Raw genomic sequence first — 18,145 nt, forward strand, 5'->3', positions numbered from 1 at the left:
AACTTATATTGAAAATGGAGGCCAAAGCTTATGTCAAAATTAATTTTGGCGATTAACGCTGGTAGTTCATCTTTGAAATTTCAACTTATTGAAATGCCTGAAGAAAAAATAATTACTAAAGGTTTAATCGAAAGAATAGGATTAAAAGACTCAGTCTTTACTATAGAAGTAAATGGCGAGAAAATTAAAGAAGTAACGGATATTGCAAACCATGAAGATGCAGTAAATATTATGTTAGATAGTTTTAAACATCACGGTATTATTGATAGTATTTATGATATACAAGGAACTGGACACCGTGTTGTACATGGTGGCGAGACGTTCCCAACATCAGTATATGTTACGGATGAAGTTGAATCACAAATAGAAGCATTAAGTGAATTAGCACCACTACACAACCCTGCAAACTTAATGGGGATTCGTGCTTTCCGTAAATTATTACCTGAAATTCCACACGTAGCAGTGTTTGATACTTCATTCCATCAAACGATGCCAGAAAAATCATATCTGTATAGTTTGCCTTATCAATATTATGAAGATTATGGAATCCGTAAGTATGGTTTCCATGGAACAAGTCATAAATATGTTTCTCAACGTGCAGCTGAAATCTTAGGTAAGCCAATAGAAGAATTACGTATTATTTCTTGTCATATTGGTAATGGTGCATCTATAGCAGCAATTGATGGAGGAGAATCTGTTGATACATCAATGGGCTTCACACCTTTAGCAGGTGTAACAATGGGCACACGTTCAGGTAATATTGATCCAGCATTAATACCATTTTTAATGGAAAAAACAAGCAAAACAGCAGAAGAAGTATTAAATACATTAAATAAAGAATCTGGTTTACTAGGTATCTCAGGTACATCAAGTGATTTAAGAGATATTATAGAAGACAGTAAAGAAGGTAAAGAACGTGCGCAACTTGCATTAGATGTCTTTGCGTCACGTATTCACAAATATATTGGTTCTTATGCTACACGTATGCATGGCGTTGATGTTATCGTCTTCACTGCAGGTGTCGGTGAGAACTCTGATCCAGTACGCGCTAAAGTACTTGAAGGATTAGAATTTATGGGTGTTTATTGGGATGCTAAGAAAAATGAATCTATCCATGGCGAAGAAGGATTTATAAACTATCCACATTCACCAGTTAAAGTAATTGTTATTCCAACGAACGAAGAAGTAATGATTGCACGTGATGTTATTGAATTTGGTAATGTTGATTAATAAAAATAATTAAAAGAGATAGGGATATAACTCCCTATACTCAAAAAAGAGGGCTAATCTTTAATAAGGATTAGTCCTCTTTATATTTAAAAGTATTCGATTTTGACCGTGCATGCTTGCCTGGGGTATGGTTCGAGCCTGTAGTCTCTCACTCATACTAGTCCACGGGCGTCAGCACGTTACAAAATCGGGACAATTATCTTTTATAGTCAATGCTATTTTACGACTATGACACTTTTTTACATTGATGTACAACATAACAAAATAAATGCTAGTTATAGTAAGTATATTGTCTATTTTATGGCAATACTTCAAAAGCAATAATTTGTGTTTGTTGTTCTTTGTTAAAGTTATTATCTGCAACAAGAACAAGTGTGTCATGACCATTTGGCAACTTTTTGCCGAATGTAATACCTTCAACATTATCTATATTCTTAAGATCAGTTTTATTGAGAGAAGTCACTAATTGCTTTTTTAATGGTTGAACTTTGTGATTTTTTAAAGATGACATATTTTTAATATTTGTGGCATTCTCTGTACTATATTTATAGACTTTAACATGGTTAGTATAGGAATTATCTTCTGCTTGAACGCTGGCACGTTCTAGTGCTAAAAATTCGTGATCATTAATTGCTAAAATTTCTGTAATTCCGTTATTGGCGTCTTTATTTTTGCCTGGTTTTTCAGGTATGGCATCAAGTGGATAAGCATATTCTGCTAACACATTACCTTGTCTATCATACTGCGTAATACGTGAAGTTGACCCAGAATTAATTGTAGGTACAGTATCATCTTGTAATAATGGGCCTTCCATAGCAGTCCAATAAGATTGACCGTCAGCAGAAAATGTACTGCCTTCTAGTGCCATATTATTGCGAAAGCCTTGCTTGTCATTGGCAGACATTTTAAACGGTTTATGTATAGGTAATTCTGATATAAATATGCCGTTAGATGTAGCTTGGCGAATAAATGGGTTTAAACCTAGAGTTCGATCACCTTCACTCGTGTACCATAGATGGTTGCTCAGTGGATCGAAGCGTATTGATTCTGGATCTGCCACAATATTCTTTGAAGATTTATCATATTGCTTTTTATTAGTATAAGTTGAACCATTTGGTTGTTTTAATGTGTTGACGTCTTTGAAGTTAATGTTGTTAAAACCTTGTTGATTGTAATTAATGTTGGCTTCGTAATAACGAGAGGGACTATGTTCTGAACGATCATCACTAATAAGTAACCACTTATTATTCTGAGGATTGTAACTAATTCCCGACAATCCACCGACAACAGTATTTTTATATTTTGTATTGTGTGGAATGGTTTCGCTGTCGATGAGTTTGATATTATTTACAGTTTTAGGCTTGTCTGACTGATTGTTGGCAGCGTCAGTATTGTTTGTATGTAGAGTGGTGAAAGTAGTTAAACTAAATGCAATTATGCATGTGATGCCAGTTTGTTTAAGCTTGTTCATGAGTCATCTTCTCCTTTTTAAAATGCTATATTAAGGATAAAGGTTAGATATGAATTGAGTTTAAATTAGAGCTATATTTTTTGTAAAAGGGTGGGTACGGAGATTAAACTTTTATGTATTTAAAGAGATAGCATACATATATTATGGTATGCTATCTCTCATCAAATATTATACTAATAAAGTATTTTTAATTTCATGCTTCACGTTATCTGATTAGCGAGCACTATAGTGTGATCTTAATTTTTCTGTAGCAACTTGTGGTTGGAAGTCTTCTGGAAGTTCTTCAGTACGAACAACTAGAACATCACATGGTGAGTGACGTACAATAGCTTCTGATACAGAACCTACAATAAATCTTTCTACAGCATTAAGACCAGAAGTACCACACATAATTAAATCAGCGCCAACATCAGTGGCTAATTTTTTAGGAATAATTGCTTTTGGAGAACCAAATTCTAAGCGAGTAACAACATCTTTAACACCTGCATTTGCTGCCACTTCTTTATAACCATTTAGTAAATCTTCAGAGAAATTTTTAGATTTCTCAGTGAATTGTGCATCGTATACTTCATAAGATGAGTAAGTTCTAGAATCAATTACATTTACCACTGTTAATTGTGCATCATTACGTTTTGCAACATCTACAGCTTTGTTAAAAGCCCATTCTGCTTCATGTGATCCGTCAACTGCGATTAAAATATTTTTATATGTTAGCATCGCAATTACCTCCTTACTTTTAATTAATTTTATTATACCATTATTAACAGAATATTTGTACAATTTAACTATCTACAAATATGTAAATTTTGTGATTGCGCTTTCATTGCTTTCGCGTTACGATGTTTATGGAGGTGGATGGAATGAATATTGGTATTCCAAAAGAGATTAAAAATAATGAAAACAGAGTAAGTTTATCACCAAGTGGGGTACACGCTTTGGTCGAGCAAGGGCATACTGTTTTGGTAGAAACAGCTGCAGGATATGGTTCTTATTTTGAAGATGTTGATTACCAAGAAGCTGGGGCACAAATTGTTAAAACACAACAAGAAGTATGGAATGTGGATATGGTAATGAAAGTTAAAGAACCATTAGAAGAAGAATTTAAATTCTTCAAAGAAGGTCTAATATTATTTACATATCTACATTTGGCTAATGAACAAAAATTAACAGAGGCTTTATTAGAGAAAAATGTAGTGAGTATTGCCTATGAAACAGTGCAGATGCCTGACCGTTCATTACCTTTATTAACTCCAATGAGTGAAGTGGCAGGTCGAATGTCTACACAAATTGGCGCAGAATTTCTTCAAAAATATAAAGGAGGAATGGGTATACTATTAGGTGGTGTACCTGGTGTTGCCAAAGGCCGTGTTGCAATTATTGGAGGCGGGCAAGCTGGTACAAATGCTGCTAAAATAGCTTTAGGTTTAGGGGCAGATGTTACCATATTAGATGTTAATCCAAAACGTTTACAGCAATTAGATGATCAATTTGGAGGACGCGTACATACTATTATGTCAAATCCATTGAACATCGAAAGTACAGTCAAAGAAAGTGATTTAGTTATAGGGGCAGTACTTATCCCTGGTGCAAAAGCGCCAAACCTTGTAAGTGAAGCAATGATCAAACAAATGAAAGATGGCTCAGTAATAGTAGACATTGCGATAGATCAAGGTGGTATCTTTGAGACAACCGATCAAATTACTACTCATGATAACCCGACTTATACGAAGCATGGTGTTGTGCATTATGCTGTTGCCAATATGCCGGGTGCAGTTCCAAGAACTTCAACTATTGCACTAAACAATGCAACGTTACCATATGCGATTCAAATCGCCAATAAAGGATATTTAAAAGCGTTACAAGATAATGAACCTTTATCACTAGGTTTGAATACAGTTAATGGTAAATTGACTAATAAAGGTGTAGGAGAATCATTAAATATACCTTATACATCAATTGCAGAGCAATTAAAATAAATAATAAACAGGACGATGCTTAAGCATCGTCCTGTTTTAATGTAAACTATATTAAACAATTTTTGTGCCATGTACTTCTTGAAAAGGGAAAGCTTCCAATAGTTCTGGCAAATTATCTTTAGTTAAACCGCCGCCCGGCATAATTTCAATTTTGCCACCTGAATTGACAACTAATTTACCTAGGTGATTGAGATTATTAAAAAGATTACTTTCTTTAGGGCCACCATGTGTTAATAAACGAGTGAAGCCAAGATCAATCAATTGATGCAAAGCTTTAATTTGACCATGTTGATGAATAAGGTCAAATGCCATGTGACATACGACAGGTATAGGTGCTGAGAGATTGCGCAACGTTTTCATTTGCCATTCATTCAACACATGGTCCACTGTTAAACAACCAAAGACAAAATAGTCCACTTGAAGCGCTTTAAAGTGTTTAATGTCACGTTGCATAATTTCAAAATCATATAAATTGTAAACAAAATCCCCACCACGAGGACGAATCATAACAGCAAGTTCAACTTTATGGGCTTTACAGATTTCTGCGGTAATTTCGACCATACCGTAACTAGGTGTAGTACCACCGACAGCTAAGTTATCACATAATTCAAGACGGTCCGCACCATTTGCGATGGCGCTTTCTACTTCTTCGATCGTTTCTACAACTGCTTCTTTAATCATTTGTCATATCCTGTCATTATTTTATGTCCATCTTCAGTAACTACAATATCATCTTCTATACGTACACCTGCTACTTCTGGTACGTATATTCCAGGTTCAATGGTTATGACCATACCAGCTTCAAATTGATTGTGATTACTGCTAGAAACATCTTGATATTCATGTTCTTCTAAACCTAAACCATGGCCGAGGCGATGTGGGAAGTATTCACCGTAACCCGCTTCAGCGATAATGTTTCTAGCAATGTGATCAACGTCGCTAATTGTCACGCCAGGTTTAATTGCTGCAATAGCTTCTGTTTCAGCTTTTAACACAACATCGTAAATTTCTTGTGCCTTAGCATTTGGTGTACCAAATTTCACCGTTCGAGTCATATCACTGCAATAGTTATTATAAATAACGCCTAAGTCGAATAGGACAAATTCATTATTTTGTAATTTTCGGTCGCCTGGTGTACCGTGAGGTGATGCAGCATGATCTCCAAATAGAACCATAGTATCAAAACTCATTTCATGTACACCATAAGCTTTGATTTCATTTTCAATATGATTAACTACTTGGCGTTCGGTTACACCTTCTGATAAGTATGAAACACCAATTTCAATACATTTATCTGCCAATTCACATGCTTTTTGAATAGTAGCAATTTCGTCTGCAGATTTAATGTTACGTAAGGACTTAACTGTTGCATCAATGTCATTAAATTGTTGGACTCCAAATGCCGCAGTTAATTCACGTTGACGTTTCAAAGTGAGGTGTTCCGCTTCAACTAATAAATTATTTGCACTGAATTGATATTTATCCAAAGCATTTTCAGTATCTAAATAGCCGATAATTTCCCCTGTAAAAGGTGATGCTTTTACTTCCTCAACTTCTAGTTGAGGACAAAATAAAACCTGTGTACCATCAGCTTTGATTAATAATGCAAGTAAACGTTCGTGTGGATCACTTAAATAACCCGTAAAATAAAATATATTAAGTGGTGTTGTAATCCAAGCTGCATCAGCTTGTTGATGTTTAATTTCAGTAATTATTTGCTCTGTTTTCATTTGTTATTGCCTCCTAGTAAGTAAATACATTTATATTAATTTTAGGTTAGTTAACTCTAATATTCAAAAATAAACTACTTTAATGTTGGAATTTAATGCGCTTTTTTAGTGGAAAACTTGGATTTCTTAATGAATAAGTGTTATAGATAAAGAAAGATGTGGTATATATAACAGTAAACATAGCAAATGGGAGGCACTATTAATGAAACTATCATTTCATGGACAATCAACAGTTTATTTTGAAGCAAATGGTAAAAAAGGGATAATCGATCCTTTTATTACTGGTAATGAATTGTCTGATTTAGATGTATCAAATTTGGAAGTAGATTATATTATTTTAACACATGGACATGGTGATCACTTTGGTGATACTGTGGAAATCGCACAAAAAAATAATGCAACAGTAATAGGTACAGCTGAATTAGCAGATTATTTAACAACTCATGTAGGCTATGATAATGTGCGACCAATGAATATAGGTGGAAAAGTAAGTTTTGATTTTGGAACGTTGAAATTTGTACAAGCATTCCACAGTTCAAGTCTTACAGATGATAATGGTATTCCAGTTTATTTAGGTATGCCAATGGGAGCAATTTTAGAATTGGAAGGAAAAACAATTTATCATACAGGAGATACAGGATTATTCAGCGATATGAAATTAATTGCTGATAGACACCCAGTAGATATTTGTTTCGTACCGATTGGCGATAACTTTACGATGGGGATTGATGATGCAAGTTACGCCATTAACCAATTTATAAAACCACAAATTAGTATACCTATCCACTACGATACTTTCCCATATATCGAACAAGATCCGAACGATTTCAAGGAAGCTGTTAGTGTAGGGGAAGTACAAATATTAAAACCGGGTGAGGAAGTATCACTTTAGTTAACAAAAGTCTGGACACATTGTTGTTCCAGACTTTTTATTATGAACGTAAATAAAAATATTAAGACATACATTATTAATACCAGCGCTAATTTGAAATTACTTAACAATTAGGACTGGTATCTCAGCTCTTTTAGCGATTTTATGGCTCACGCTACCAAGCACAATTTTTTTCTTATCAGAAGCTTTACGGTTACTTAAGACGATAATGTCGAATTTACCACTGTTAGCTTGTTTGACTAATTCAACTTTAGCGTTTCCTCGTACAATAATTTCATCATATTTAATACCATAACCATCTAAAGCTTCGCGTGTACTGGCTAAACCCTTACTTCTTTTTTCAATCAATTTGTCTAAATGAACGCCCGATTTAATAGAAGCTTGTGCATCTTGTTCATTGATTGCGTTGAAAATTGTAACTACAGTACCTTCACCTGCAATTTTTGAAACTTGCTCCAAAGCTTTTTCGTTTTCAAGTGTTGTATCCACACCTAGTAAAATATTTTTATACATTTTACACCCTCCTTCATTCCTATTTTAATCAATAATATGCGCATTTTGCAATGATATCTAAATGTTTAATGAAAAAATTTTTAATATTATTTACTTAAGTAAGTATAGTAAAACTAATATTTATAGAAAGTAATGAATTTGTTGCATCGCATTTTGTCGCATAAAAAGTTATAATATTTAAGAAACTATCAAATAAATGAGGGCAGTAGTATGACAAAACATGAACAAATTTTATCATATATTGAATCTTTATCTGTGGGCCAAAAAATATCTGTACGTAAAATTGCGAAAGATCTAGAAGTTTCTGAAGGCACAGCTTATAGAGCGATTAAAGATGCTGGTCAAATTGGATTGGTAGCTACAATTGACCGTGTAGGCACTGTAAGAATTGAAAAAAAGAATAGAGAAGAAATTGAACAACTTACATTTAGTGAGATTGTTAAAATTATAGATGGACAAGTATTAGGTGGGAGAAATGGCTTAATTAAAACGTTAACTAAATTTGCTATAGGCGCTATGGAGTTAAATGATGTTGTGAAATATTTGAGTCCCCACACTTTACTTATAGTAGGTAACCGTAAAGATGTACAATTAGAAGCATTAAAACGAGGTAGTGCTGTATTAATTACAGGCGGCTTTACTACTACTAATGACATTATTAAATATGCAGATGAGCATGATTTACCAATTATTTCTTCAAATTATGACTCATATTTAGTTGCTAATATTATTAATAGGGCAATGTACAACCAAATGATACGTAAAGAGATCTTAGTAGTAGATGACATTGTTAAACCTATCGATGATACTACTGTACTTTTTGATGATATGACATTGACTGAATATAAAATCAAAGCGCAAGCTACTGGACATTCAAGATTTCCGATAATTGATGAAGAATGGAAACTTGTAGGCATTGTAACAAGCAAAGAAATCATCAATATGCAGGATGAAGATACGTTAGCAACATTTATGACAAAGTCCCCAATTAATGTGCAATTATCAACTACAATCGCTAACTGTGCACATATCATGATTTGGGAAGGTATTGAATTATTACCAGTAACGACAATAAGTAAAAAGCTTATTGGTGTTATAACTAGAGAAGATGTACTAAAATCAATGCAATTAATTGGAAGACAACCACAAGTCGGGGAAACCATTAACGATCAAATTGCCAAACATATAACGATTTCAAATGATATTATACAAGTAACAACTACACCTTTACTGACTGATCAATTTGGCATGTTAAGTAAAGCTGTATTCGTTGCAATAATAGAAGAAACTGTGCGTTATGAAATGCGTAAGTATAAAAAAATTGAAGTAATGATAGAGAGCTTGAATATTTTTTATATCAAAACTGTTCAAATTGAATCTGAAATTGACGTGCATTATGATATGTTAGATGTGGGTAGAAATTTTGCAAAATTAGAAGTAACTATGAAAAACGGCGCTCAAAATGTCGCTAAAGCGATGATTATGTGCCAAATTATAGATTAATATATAACTATTACGACGTTTGAAAATGAAAGGAATAGATAGCATATGGAAGCAATTAAAAACGAAATTATGAATGAAATAGAGAAATATGAAACAGTTATCATACATCGACATGTAAGACCAGATCCAGATGCTTATGGTTCCCAGTTAGGATTAAAAGGATATTTACAAGCTAAGTTTCCAACTAAACAAATATATGCCGTTGGTGAAAGCGAGCCATCATTAGACTTTATCGGTACATTTGATGACATTAATGATAGTACATATGAAGGTGCGCTAGTTATAGTATGTGATACAGCAAATTCACCACGCATTAGTGATTCACGTTTCAGTTTAGGTGAAAAACTCATCAAAATTGATCACCATCCAGCAATTGACCAATATGGTGATATTAATTTCGTTAATGTGCAAGCATCATCAACGAGTGAAATTATTACTGATTTTATTATACATTTTAACGATTTAACCATTATAGATGAGACTGTAGCAAGACTATTATACATTGGAATTGTTGGAGACACGGGGCGCTTTTTATTCAATAATACGACGCCTCATACGCTTGAGATTGCTAGTGAATTATTGAAATTCCCATTTAATCATAATGATGAATTAAATCAACTTGCAGAAAAAGAACCAAGTTTATTACCATTCCAAGGTTATGTCTTACAAAATTTTCAGTTGAATGATAAAGGATTTTGTAAGGTAATAATTACTAGTGACGTGTTAGAAACATTCGACATTGCACCGAATGAAGCCTCTCTATTTGTTAATACTATTGCAGATATAAAAGGTTTGAAAATTTGGTTGTTTGCGGTAGATGAAGGTGAGGAAATAAGATGTCGCATTCGCTCGAAAGGCATTGTGATTAATGATGTCGCTAGTGATTTTGGCGGTGGCGGCCATCCCAATGCATCTGGAGTATCTGTAGATAGTTGGGAGACATTCGAACACTTGGCAAATGCGCTAAATAAAAAACTGTAGGAGTAGAGGTGAAATCAAATGGTTGCGCATTTAAATATTCATTCGGCATATGATTTATTAAATTCGAGTTTAAAAATATCCGATGCCGTATCAAAGGCAACTAAAGAAGGGTATTCGGCTTTAGCAATTACTGATACGAATGTATTGTATGCGTACCCTCAATTTTACGATGCCTGTGTAAAAGCAAACATTAAACCTATATTTGGTATGACCATTTGGTTAACTGATGGATTAACTACTACGGAAACGGTATTGTTAGCACGCAATAACCAAGGGCTAACTGACTTATTAAAACTGTCATCTGCTGTTAAGATGAAAGAAAGAACTGAAACTACAATTGAATGGCTACAAAAATATGCAGCTGATTTAGTTATTATTTTTAAAAGCATTACCGATGAGCATCAGGTGTTGTTGGAAGCTTTTGCTGACCATGATATGGTTTATGTTGATCATCAAAGTGAACAGGTTACTGATATCCCTGCAGTATGGATACAAAGTGCTAATTACTTAAACGAAGAAGACGGTTCAACTATTCGTGCCTTACACGCAATTCGTGATAATACAAAGTTAGACTTAGTAAATGAAGCGCCAAATTATCACTCACATTTGTTTAGTACTTCTGAACATCTTGAGCTTGATGTGACAACTGAACAATTAGAAAGAACTGAAGAAATCGCCCAGCAATGTACAGCTAATTTATCGTATCATCAATCATTGTTGCCCAAATTTAAAACGCCAAATGGTATGGATTCTAAAGCATATTTACTGCAACAATTACAAGAAAATTTAGCTGCGTATGACTTAACACATCAAACCGCTTATGTTGAACGATTGCACTATGAATACGACATTATTACCAACATGGGATTTGAAGATTATTTTTTAATTGTGAGTGATTTGATACAATTTGCGAAAAATAATGATGTCTTAGTAGGACCAGGTCGTGGTTCTGCAGCGGGCTCTTTAGTTAGTTATTTGTTAGGAATTACTAACATTGATCCGATTAAGTATAATTTATTATTCGAACGATTTTTAAATCCTGAACGTGTGACTATGCCTGATATTGATATTGATTTTGAAGATACTAAACGTGAACGTGTTATACAATATGTTCAAGAAAAGTATGGAGAAATGCACGTTGCAGGTATAGTTACGTTCGGTCATTTATTAGCTCGGGCAGTGGCTAGAGATGTTGGAAGAATAATGGGCTTTGAAGATGTCACATTAAATGAAGTATCTAAATTAATACCTCATAAATTAGGTATTACATTGGATGAGGCGTATCAGAATAGTGATTTTAAATCATTTGTCCATAGAAATCATAGACATGAACAATGGTTTGACATTTGTAAAAAACTAGAAGGTTTACCTCGCCATACTTCAACGCATGCTGCTGGTATTATTATTAATGATCAACCCCTTTATGATTTTGCACCATTAACTATGGGGGATACTGGAGTATTGACTCAATGGACAATGACCGAAGTCGAACGTATAGGTTTACTTAAAATTGACTTTTTAGGGTTAAGAAACTTGTCTATTATTCACCAAATTACAAAGCAAGTTAAGTATGATTTAAATATTGATATTAATATTGAAGCACTTCCTTTTAATGATAGTGCTGTATTTAAATTGCTTTCAAGTGGGGATACAACAGGAATTTTCCAACTAGAGTCAGATGGTATTCGTAATGTATTAAAAAAATTACAACCGGAGCATTTTGAAGATATAGTTGCAGTGACATCATTATATCGTCCAGGACCAATGGAAGAAATACCAACATATATCTCACGTCGGCATAATCCTGCCAAGGTACAATATTTACATCCGGACTTACAGCCCATATTACAAAATACTTATGGTGTTATAATATATCAGGAACAGATTATGCAAATAGCTAGTAAATTCGCTGGGTTTAATTATGGTGAAGCGGACATTTTACGACGTGCTATGAGTAAAAAGAATCGTGCAGTACTGGAAAATGAGAGACAGCATTTTATCGAAGGGGCACTGCAAAAAGGTTACCCACAAGAACTTAGTACACAAATATTTGATTTAATATTAAAGTTTGCGGATTATGGATTTGCTCGTGCGCACGCAGTCAGTTACTCAAAAATTGCCTATATTATGACTTATTTAAAAGCCCATTATCCTACTTATTTTTATGCTAATATTTTAAGTAATACAATTGGCAGTGAAAATAAGACCGCCTCAATTATTGATGAAGCAAAACACCAACGTTTGAACATTAAGCCACCACACATTAATTTGAGTCACTGGTTTTATAAAGCTACTTCTGAAGGTATTTATTTATCACTTGGCGCTATTAAAGGCGTGGGTTATCAGAGTGTTAAGTTGATTGTTGAAGAAAGAAAACAGCGTGGTAATTTTAAAGACTTCATAGATTTTGCTCGACGCATACCGCAAAGAATTAAATCACGCAAACTACTTGAAGCACTTATATTAGTAGGCGCATTTGATGAATTTGGTAAAAATAGAGCGACGTTGCTACAAACGATTGATCATGTGATTGATAGCTCTTCTAGTATAGAACAAGACGATTTTATTTTTGATGTACTTACACCTAAAACGTCATATGAAGAAACGGAAGAACTTGCTGATAAGGTATTAAGTGATTATGAAAAAGAATATTTAGGTTTCTATGTGTCGCAACATCCAGTTGAAAAATACTTTGAGCAAAAGCAATATTTAGGTATTTATAAATTGAGAAATGCGAGCAATAGATCACCAATTTTAATTCAAGTAGATACTATTAAAAAAATACGTACAAAAAATGGTCAAAATATGGCATTTCTAACATTAAATGATGGTGTTACAACTATTGATGGTGTAATGTTTCCCGATACATTTAAAAAGTATGAATTTGATTTAGTAGAAGACCAAATGTTTATCGTCAATGGTAAATTTGATACAAGAAACAATAAGCAACAATTGATTGTTAATGAAGTGCTAGATGTAGTGAACTATGAACAAACGGTTATCGCTCAAGCTACTCAAATCGTGATAAGAGGTCAGTATGATATTGACGAACTCAAAGCACAATTAAAATTACATGAGTCGAATAATATGCTACCAGTGAACTACTATAATGAAGCCCAATCAAGCATGAATAACCTTGGTTATATTGATAAACAAAGTATAGAAACATTCATAGATAGTTTTTCGCCAAATGATGTCCGTATTATATAGCTTTTATACAACCTTGAATTATGGTATAGTGAACTGATGATATATGGAATGTTATCATCAGTTTTTGCTATAAGAACGTAAAAGGTAATGTTAAAGCATTTCCAAATTTGAGCATTTGCAAATAAACTGTTTTTTTAAAGAGTAATTAGTTGTAATATAGTATATAGTATAATAAAAATATATATAATATCTTTATAAATTACATAAATGTAAGGGGACGATATTACATGACATTAAGAGATGAAGCATTAGAAATGCACAAGCGTAATAAAGGGAAATTAGAAGTTAAATCTAAAGTCAAAGTTACTAATAAAGAAGAACTTAGTTTAGCATATTCACCTGGTGTTGCTGAACCTTGTAAAGAAATACACGAGGATCCACGCAAAGTATTTGATTATACAATGAAAAGTAACACCGTAGCGGTGGTGACTGATGGTACAGCAGTGTTAGGTTTAGGTGATATCGGCGCTGAAGCTAGCATTCCAGTTATGGAAGGAAAAGCTGTATTGTTTAAAAGTTTTTCTGGTGTAGATGGCGTTCCAATTGCTTTAAATACTACCGATACTGAAGAAATTATTAATACTGTAAAGTTATTAGAGCCAAACTATGGAGGTATTAACTTAGAAGATATTTCAGCGCCACGTTGCTTTGAAATTGAAGAACGTTTAAAAAAAGAAACGAAGATTCCAGTATTTCACGATGACCAACATGGTACTGCGATAGTAACAGTTGCAGGATTAATTAATGCTTTACGCATTGTTGAAAAAGATCTTTCAGATATTAAAGTAGTATTAAATGGTGCTGGTGCAGCAGGTATTGCAATAGTAAAATTATTATACTCTTATGGCGTGCATAATATGGTAATGTGTGATTCAAGAGGTGCTATATATGAAGGTAGAATATATGGCATGAATGATACGAAAGAATATGTCGCTAAATGGACAAATAGAGATAAAACTGACGGTAAATTAGAAGATGTAATAGAAGATGCAGACGTCTTTATTGGTGTATCAGTAGCAGATTTATTATCTAAAGAGATGGTTGAATCTATGGCAAAAGATCCTATTATTTTTGCTATGGCGAATCCAAATCCTGAAATCAACCCTGATGATGCCAAAGCAGCTGGTGCCAAAGTTATAGGTACAGGCCGTTCTGATTTCCCAAATCAAATTAATAATGTATTAGCGTTCCCAGGTATATTTAGAGGTGCTTTAGATGTCGAAGCAACACATATCAACGAAAAAATGAAGCAAGCTGCTGTTGAGGCGATTGCGAACTTAATTCAACCAAATGAATTAAACCCAGATTATTGTATTCCTGGCCCATTTGATAAGCGTGTTGCGCCATCAGTGGCAAGAGAAGTTGCAGTTGCTGCTATGGAATCTGGCGTTGCTAGAACTGAAGTTGACCCAGACGATATATATAACAAAACAATGTCGCTAACGGATTTAAATTAAATCAAAGTAGACATAAATTGAAGTATAAATGGAGTGTAATTAACACTGGTTAAGTGGAGGTTTACCAATGTTTAAGGATTTTTTCAATAGAAGTAGTAAAAAGAAAAAGTATGTAACAGTATCTGATTCTAAACAAAATGATGTGCCTGCAGGTATTATGACTAAGTGCCCGCAATGTAAAAAAATCATGTATACAAAAGAACTATCAGAAAATTTAAATGTATGTTTTAATTGTGACCATCATATTGCACTAACTGCATATAAAAGAATAGATGCAATTTCGGATGAAGGCACATTTACGGAATTTGACAAAGGTATGACCTCTGCAAATCCGCTTGATTTTCCAAGCTATGAAGAAAAATTGCAAAAAGACCAGCAAAAAACAGAATTAAATGAAGCAGTTGTTACCGGAACAGCTGAATTAGATGGTATGCCATTTGGCGTTGCAGTGATGGACGCAAGATTTAGAATGGGCAGTATGGGATCAGTAGTTGGTGAAAAAATATGCCGAATTATTGAATATTGTACTGAACATCGTATGCCATTTATTTTGTTCTCTGCAAGCGGCGGAGCAAGAATGCAAGAAGGTATCATTTCTTTAATGCAAATGGGTAAAACAAGTGTATCCTTAAAACGTCATTCAGAAGCTGGATTGTTATACATTTCTTATATTACTAATCCAACAACTGGTGGTGTGTCGGCGAGTTTTGCATCTGTTGGTGACATTAATATAGGAGAACCTAAAGCACTCATTGGATTCGCAGGTAGACGAGTAATTGAACAAACGATTAATGAAAAATTACCGGATGATTTCCAAACAGCAGAATTTTTATTAGAGCACGGTCAATTAGATAAAGTGGTGCATCGAAAAGAAATGAAAGATACACTTACCACGATATTAAAAATGCATCAAGAGGTGAAAACGAATGCTTGATTTTGAAAAGCCACTTTTTGAAATTAGAAATAAGATAGATTCATTAAAGGAATCGCAAGAGAAAAACGATGTCGACTTATCTGAAGAAATCGAAATGTTGGAAGCATCACTTGAGCGAGAAACAGAAAAAGTATATACAAATTTGAAGCCTTGGGATCGTGTGCAGTTAGCACGTTTACAAGAACGCCCGACATCTTTAGATTATATACCTTTAATCTTTGATTCATTTATCGAGTTACATGGTGATCGTAATTTTAGAGATGACCCAGCCATGATAGGTGGTATAGGTTATTTAAACGGGCAAGCAGTAACAATTGTTGGTCAACAACGTGGGAAAGACACAAAAGATAATATTTATCGCAACTTTGGCATGGCTCATCCAGAAGGTTATCGAAAAGCATTACGCTTAATGAAGCAAGCAGAAAAGTTCAATAGACCAATTATAACTTTTATCGATACAAAAGGAGCTTATCCTGGTAAAGCTGCAGAAGAACGTGGTCAAAGTGAATCTATTGCTAAAAATTTAGTTGAAATGGCAGCATTAACAGTTCCAGTAATATCAATTGTCATTGGTGAAGGTGGTAGTGGAGGTGCTTTAGGATTAGGTATTTCTAATCGAGTGCTCATGCTTGAAAACAGTACGTACTCCGTTATTTCACCAGAGGGTGCTTCAGCATTATTATGGAAAGATAGCAACTTAGCTAAAATTGCAGCAGAGACAATGAAAATTACTGCCAAAGATTTACAAGAGTTAAATATTGCTGATGATGTTGTGGCAGAACCACTTGGTGGTGCACATCATGATGTATCAACGCAAGCAGCAAATATTAAAGCTAAATTTGAAAATCATTTAGCTGCATTAAGTAACTTAGATGAACAAGCTTTAGTGCAAGATCGCTATGAAAAATTTAGAAATATTGGTTCGTTTAATGAATAGAATATTGTATACTAAAACGCTCTATGCACTGTCATAGAGCGTTTTAGTGCGAAGAAAGCGTTTTATTAAAAAGATAGCGCTTTAATTGTAAAAATTTTAAATTTATTGTTTCAAAATTTTAAATTAATGGTAAAGTGTATAAGGGTCAATTTGATTAATTTAAAAATGAATTTTATATTTGTTTTTAAAACGCTTCCTTCTGTTTTGGACAACGGTATTGTAACTAAAACGTTTACATTGATTGATACACCTTATTTTAATGGCGACTTATGTGAAATTATGGTATTTTTAAAGTAAGAAATTAAGTTAGAAAGGTATGTCGTCATGAAAAAAATTGCGGTTTTAACAAGTGGTGGAGATTCACCCGGGATGAACGCGGCAGTTAGAGCTGTTGTGCGTAAAGCGATATATAATAACATCGAAGTTTATGGAGTTTACCAAGGTTATCAAGGTTTAATTAACGATGATATTCATAAACTAGAATTAGGTTCAGTCGGGGATACAATCCAGCGCGGAGGCACTTTCTTGTACTCAGCCCGCTGTCCAGAATTTAAAGAACCTGAAGTACGTCAAAAGGGTATTGCTAATTTACGTAAACACGGTATTGAAGGTCTAGTAGTAATTGGTGGAGACGGAAGTTACCGAGGTGCACAACGTATAAGTGAGGAATGCACTGAAATTCAAACAGTAGGAATTCCAGGTACAATTGACAATGATATCAATGGCACAGATTTTACTATTGGTTTTGATACAGCGTTAAACACAATTATTGAATCAGTAGATAAAATTCGTGATACAGCATCTAGTCACGCGCGAACATTTATTATTGAAGTTATGGGACGAGATTGTGGAGATCTAGCACTGTGGGCAGGTTTGTCAGTTGGTGCAGAAACAATTATCGTGCCAGAAGTTGAAACAGATATTAAAGAAGTAGCAGAACGTATCGACCATGGTATAAAACGTGGTAAAAAGCATTCCATTGTTATGGTTGCGGAAGGTTGTATGACTGGTGAAGCATGTGCGCAAGAATTATCTAAATATGTTAATGTGGATGCACGTGTTTCTGTATTAGGACATATCCAACGTGGTGGAAGCCCAACTGGGCAAGATAGAGTATTGGCATCACGTTTAGGTGGTCATGCAATTGATTTACTTATGCAAGGAGAAACAGCAAGAGGCGTAGGTATTAGAGATAACGTACTAAGAAGTACTCCGTTTGATGAGATTTTCAGAGCGGACGAACATCAATTTGACTATAATATTTATGAACTAACAAAAGAATTATCTATTTAACTATTTGGGAGGCATTTA

General features: G+C 34.1%; 15 protein-coding genes. 10 read left to right on the forward strand and 5 right to left on the reverse strand.

Going from position 1 to position 18,145, the window contains the following annotated elements:
- Positions 1–30: 30 nt before the first annotated feature.
- Positions 31–1,230: an acetate kinase gene (locus KA845_RS11255; RefSeq protein ID WP_002510231.1), complete on the forward strand. Its 1,200-nt coding sequence runs from the start codon at positions 31–33 to the stop codon at positions 1,228–1,230.
- Positions 1,231–1,528: 298 nt separating this feature from the next.
- On the opposite strand, the gene KA845_RS11260 is transcribed toward KA845_RS11255, so the two are convergent.
- The gene (locus KA845_RS11260; RefSeq protein WP_210128096.1) at positions 1,529–2,701 is read right to left on the reverse strand and encodes an esterase-like activity of phytase family protein; all 1,173 of its coding nucleotides are present in this window, start codon (positions 2,699–2,701) and stop codon (positions 1,529–1,531) included.
- Between the two features lie 213 nt (positions 2,702–2,914).
- Positions 2,915–3,418, reverse strand: coding sequence for a universal stress protein (locus tag KA845_RS11265; protein ID WP_002510233.1), 504 nt, complete (start codon positions 3,416–3,418; stop codon positions 2,915–2,917).
- 143 nt (positions 3,419–3,561) lie between these two features.
- Between KA845_RS11265 and ald the strand changes: the two genes are divergently transcribed.
- The gene (gene ald / locus KA845_RS11270) at positions 3,562–4,677 is read left to right on the forward strand and encodes an alanine dehydrogenase (RefSeq protein WP_021459791.1); all 1,116 of its coding nucleotides are present in this window, start codon (positions 3,562–3,564) and stop codon (positions 4,675–4,677) included.
- A gap of 51 nt (positions 4,678–4,728) precedes the next feature.
- On the opposite strand, the gene KA845_RS11275 is transcribed toward ald, so the two are convergent.
- The gene (locus KA845_RS11275; RefSeq protein ID WP_021459790.1) at positions 4,729–5,358 is read right to left on the reverse strand and encodes a copper homeostasis protein CutC; all 630 of its coding nucleotides are present in this window, start codon (positions 5,356–5,358) and stop codon (positions 4,729–4,731) included.
- The gene (locus tag KA845_RS11280) at positions 5,355–6,407 is read right to left on the reverse strand and encodes a M24 family metallopeptidase (protein WP_002510236.1); all 1,053 of its coding nucleotides are present in this window, start codon (positions 6,405–6,407) and stop codon (positions 5,355–5,357) included. Before KA845_RS11280 ends, KA845_RS11275 begins: the two co-directional genes overlap by 4 nt.
- A 202-nt stretch (positions 6,408–6,609) precedes the next feature.
- Between KA845_RS11280 and KA845_RS11285 the strand changes: the two genes are divergently transcribed.
- Positions 6,610–7,299, forward strand: coding sequence for a metal-dependent hydrolase (locus tag KA845_RS11285; protein ID WP_021459789.1), 690 nt, complete (start codon positions 6,610–6,612; stop codon positions 7,297–7,299).
- A gap of 99 nt (positions 7,300–7,398) precedes the next feature.
- Here the strand turns inward: KA845_RS11285 and KA845_RS11290 are convergent, their stop codons facing one another.
- The gene (locus tag KA845_RS11290) at positions 7,399–7,812 is read right to left on the reverse strand and encodes a universal stress protein (protein WP_002510238.1); all 414 of its coding nucleotides are present in this window, start codon (positions 7,810–7,812) and stop codon (positions 7,399–7,401) included.
- A gap of 210 nt (positions 7,813–8,022) precedes the next feature.
- Between KA845_RS11290 and KA845_RS11295 the strand changes: the two genes are divergently transcribed.
- The 7 genes from KA845_RS11295 to pfkA all read left to right on the forward strand — a co-directional run bounded on the left by KA845_RS11295 (position 8,023) and on the right by pfkA (position 18,127).
- Positions 8,023–9,315: a DRTGG domain-containing protein gene (locus KA845_RS11295; RefSeq protein WP_002510239.1), complete on the forward strand. Its 1,293-nt coding sequence runs from the start codon at positions 8,023–8,025 to the stop codon at positions 9,313–9,315.
- 45 nt (positions 9,316–9,360) lie between these two features.
- Complete coding sequence (locus KA845_RS11300; protein WP_103387817.1) at positions 9,361–10,296, forward strand: DHH family phosphoesterase; 936 nt, start codon at positions 9,361–9,363, stop codon at positions 10,294–10,296.
- Between the two features lie 18 nt (positions 10,297–10,314).
- Complete coding sequence (locus KA845_RS11305) at positions 10,315–13,506, forward strand: DNA polymerase III subunit alpha (RefSeq protein WP_210128097.1); 3,192 nt, start codon at positions 10,315–10,317, stop codon at positions 13,504–13,506.
- A gap of 227 nt (positions 13,507–13,733) precedes the next feature.
- Positions 13,734–14,963, forward strand: coding sequence for an NADP-dependent malic enzyme (ystJ, locus tag KA845_RS11310; RefSeq protein ID WP_210128098.1), 1,230 nt, complete (start codon positions 13,734–13,736; stop codon positions 14,961–14,963).
- 67 nt (positions 14,964–15,030) lie between these two features.
- Positions 15,031–15,897 (forward strand): acetyl-CoA carboxylase, carboxyltransferase subunit beta, encoded by an 867-nt coding sequence (gene accD / locus KA845_RS11315; RefSeq protein ID WP_002510243.1) that lies wholly within the window; start codon positions 15,031–15,033, stop codon positions 15,895–15,897.
- Positions 15,890–16,834: an acetyl-CoA carboxylase carboxyltransferase subunit alpha gene (locus KA845_RS11320; RefSeq protein ID WP_103387819.1), complete on the forward strand. Its 945-nt coding sequence runs from the start codon at positions 15,890–15,892 to the stop codon at positions 16,832–16,834. The genes accD and KA845_RS11320 overlap by 8 nt, the downstream gene beginning before the upstream one ends.
- A gap of 324 nt (positions 16,835–17,158) precedes the next feature.
- Positions 17,159–18,127, forward strand: coding sequence for a 6-phosphofructokinase (pfkA, locus tag KA845_RS11325; protein WP_103387820.1), 969 nt, complete (start codon positions 17,159–17,161; stop codon positions 18,125–18,127).
- The last annotated feature ends 18 nt before the right edge of the window (positions 18,128–18,145 follow it).

The organism is Staphylococcus sp. GDX8P114P-2 (genome assembly GCF_017892945.1).
GTDB classification, from domain to species: domain Bacteria; phylum Bacillota; class Bacilli; order Staphylococcales; family Staphylococcaceae; genus Staphylococcus; species Staphylococcus arlettae.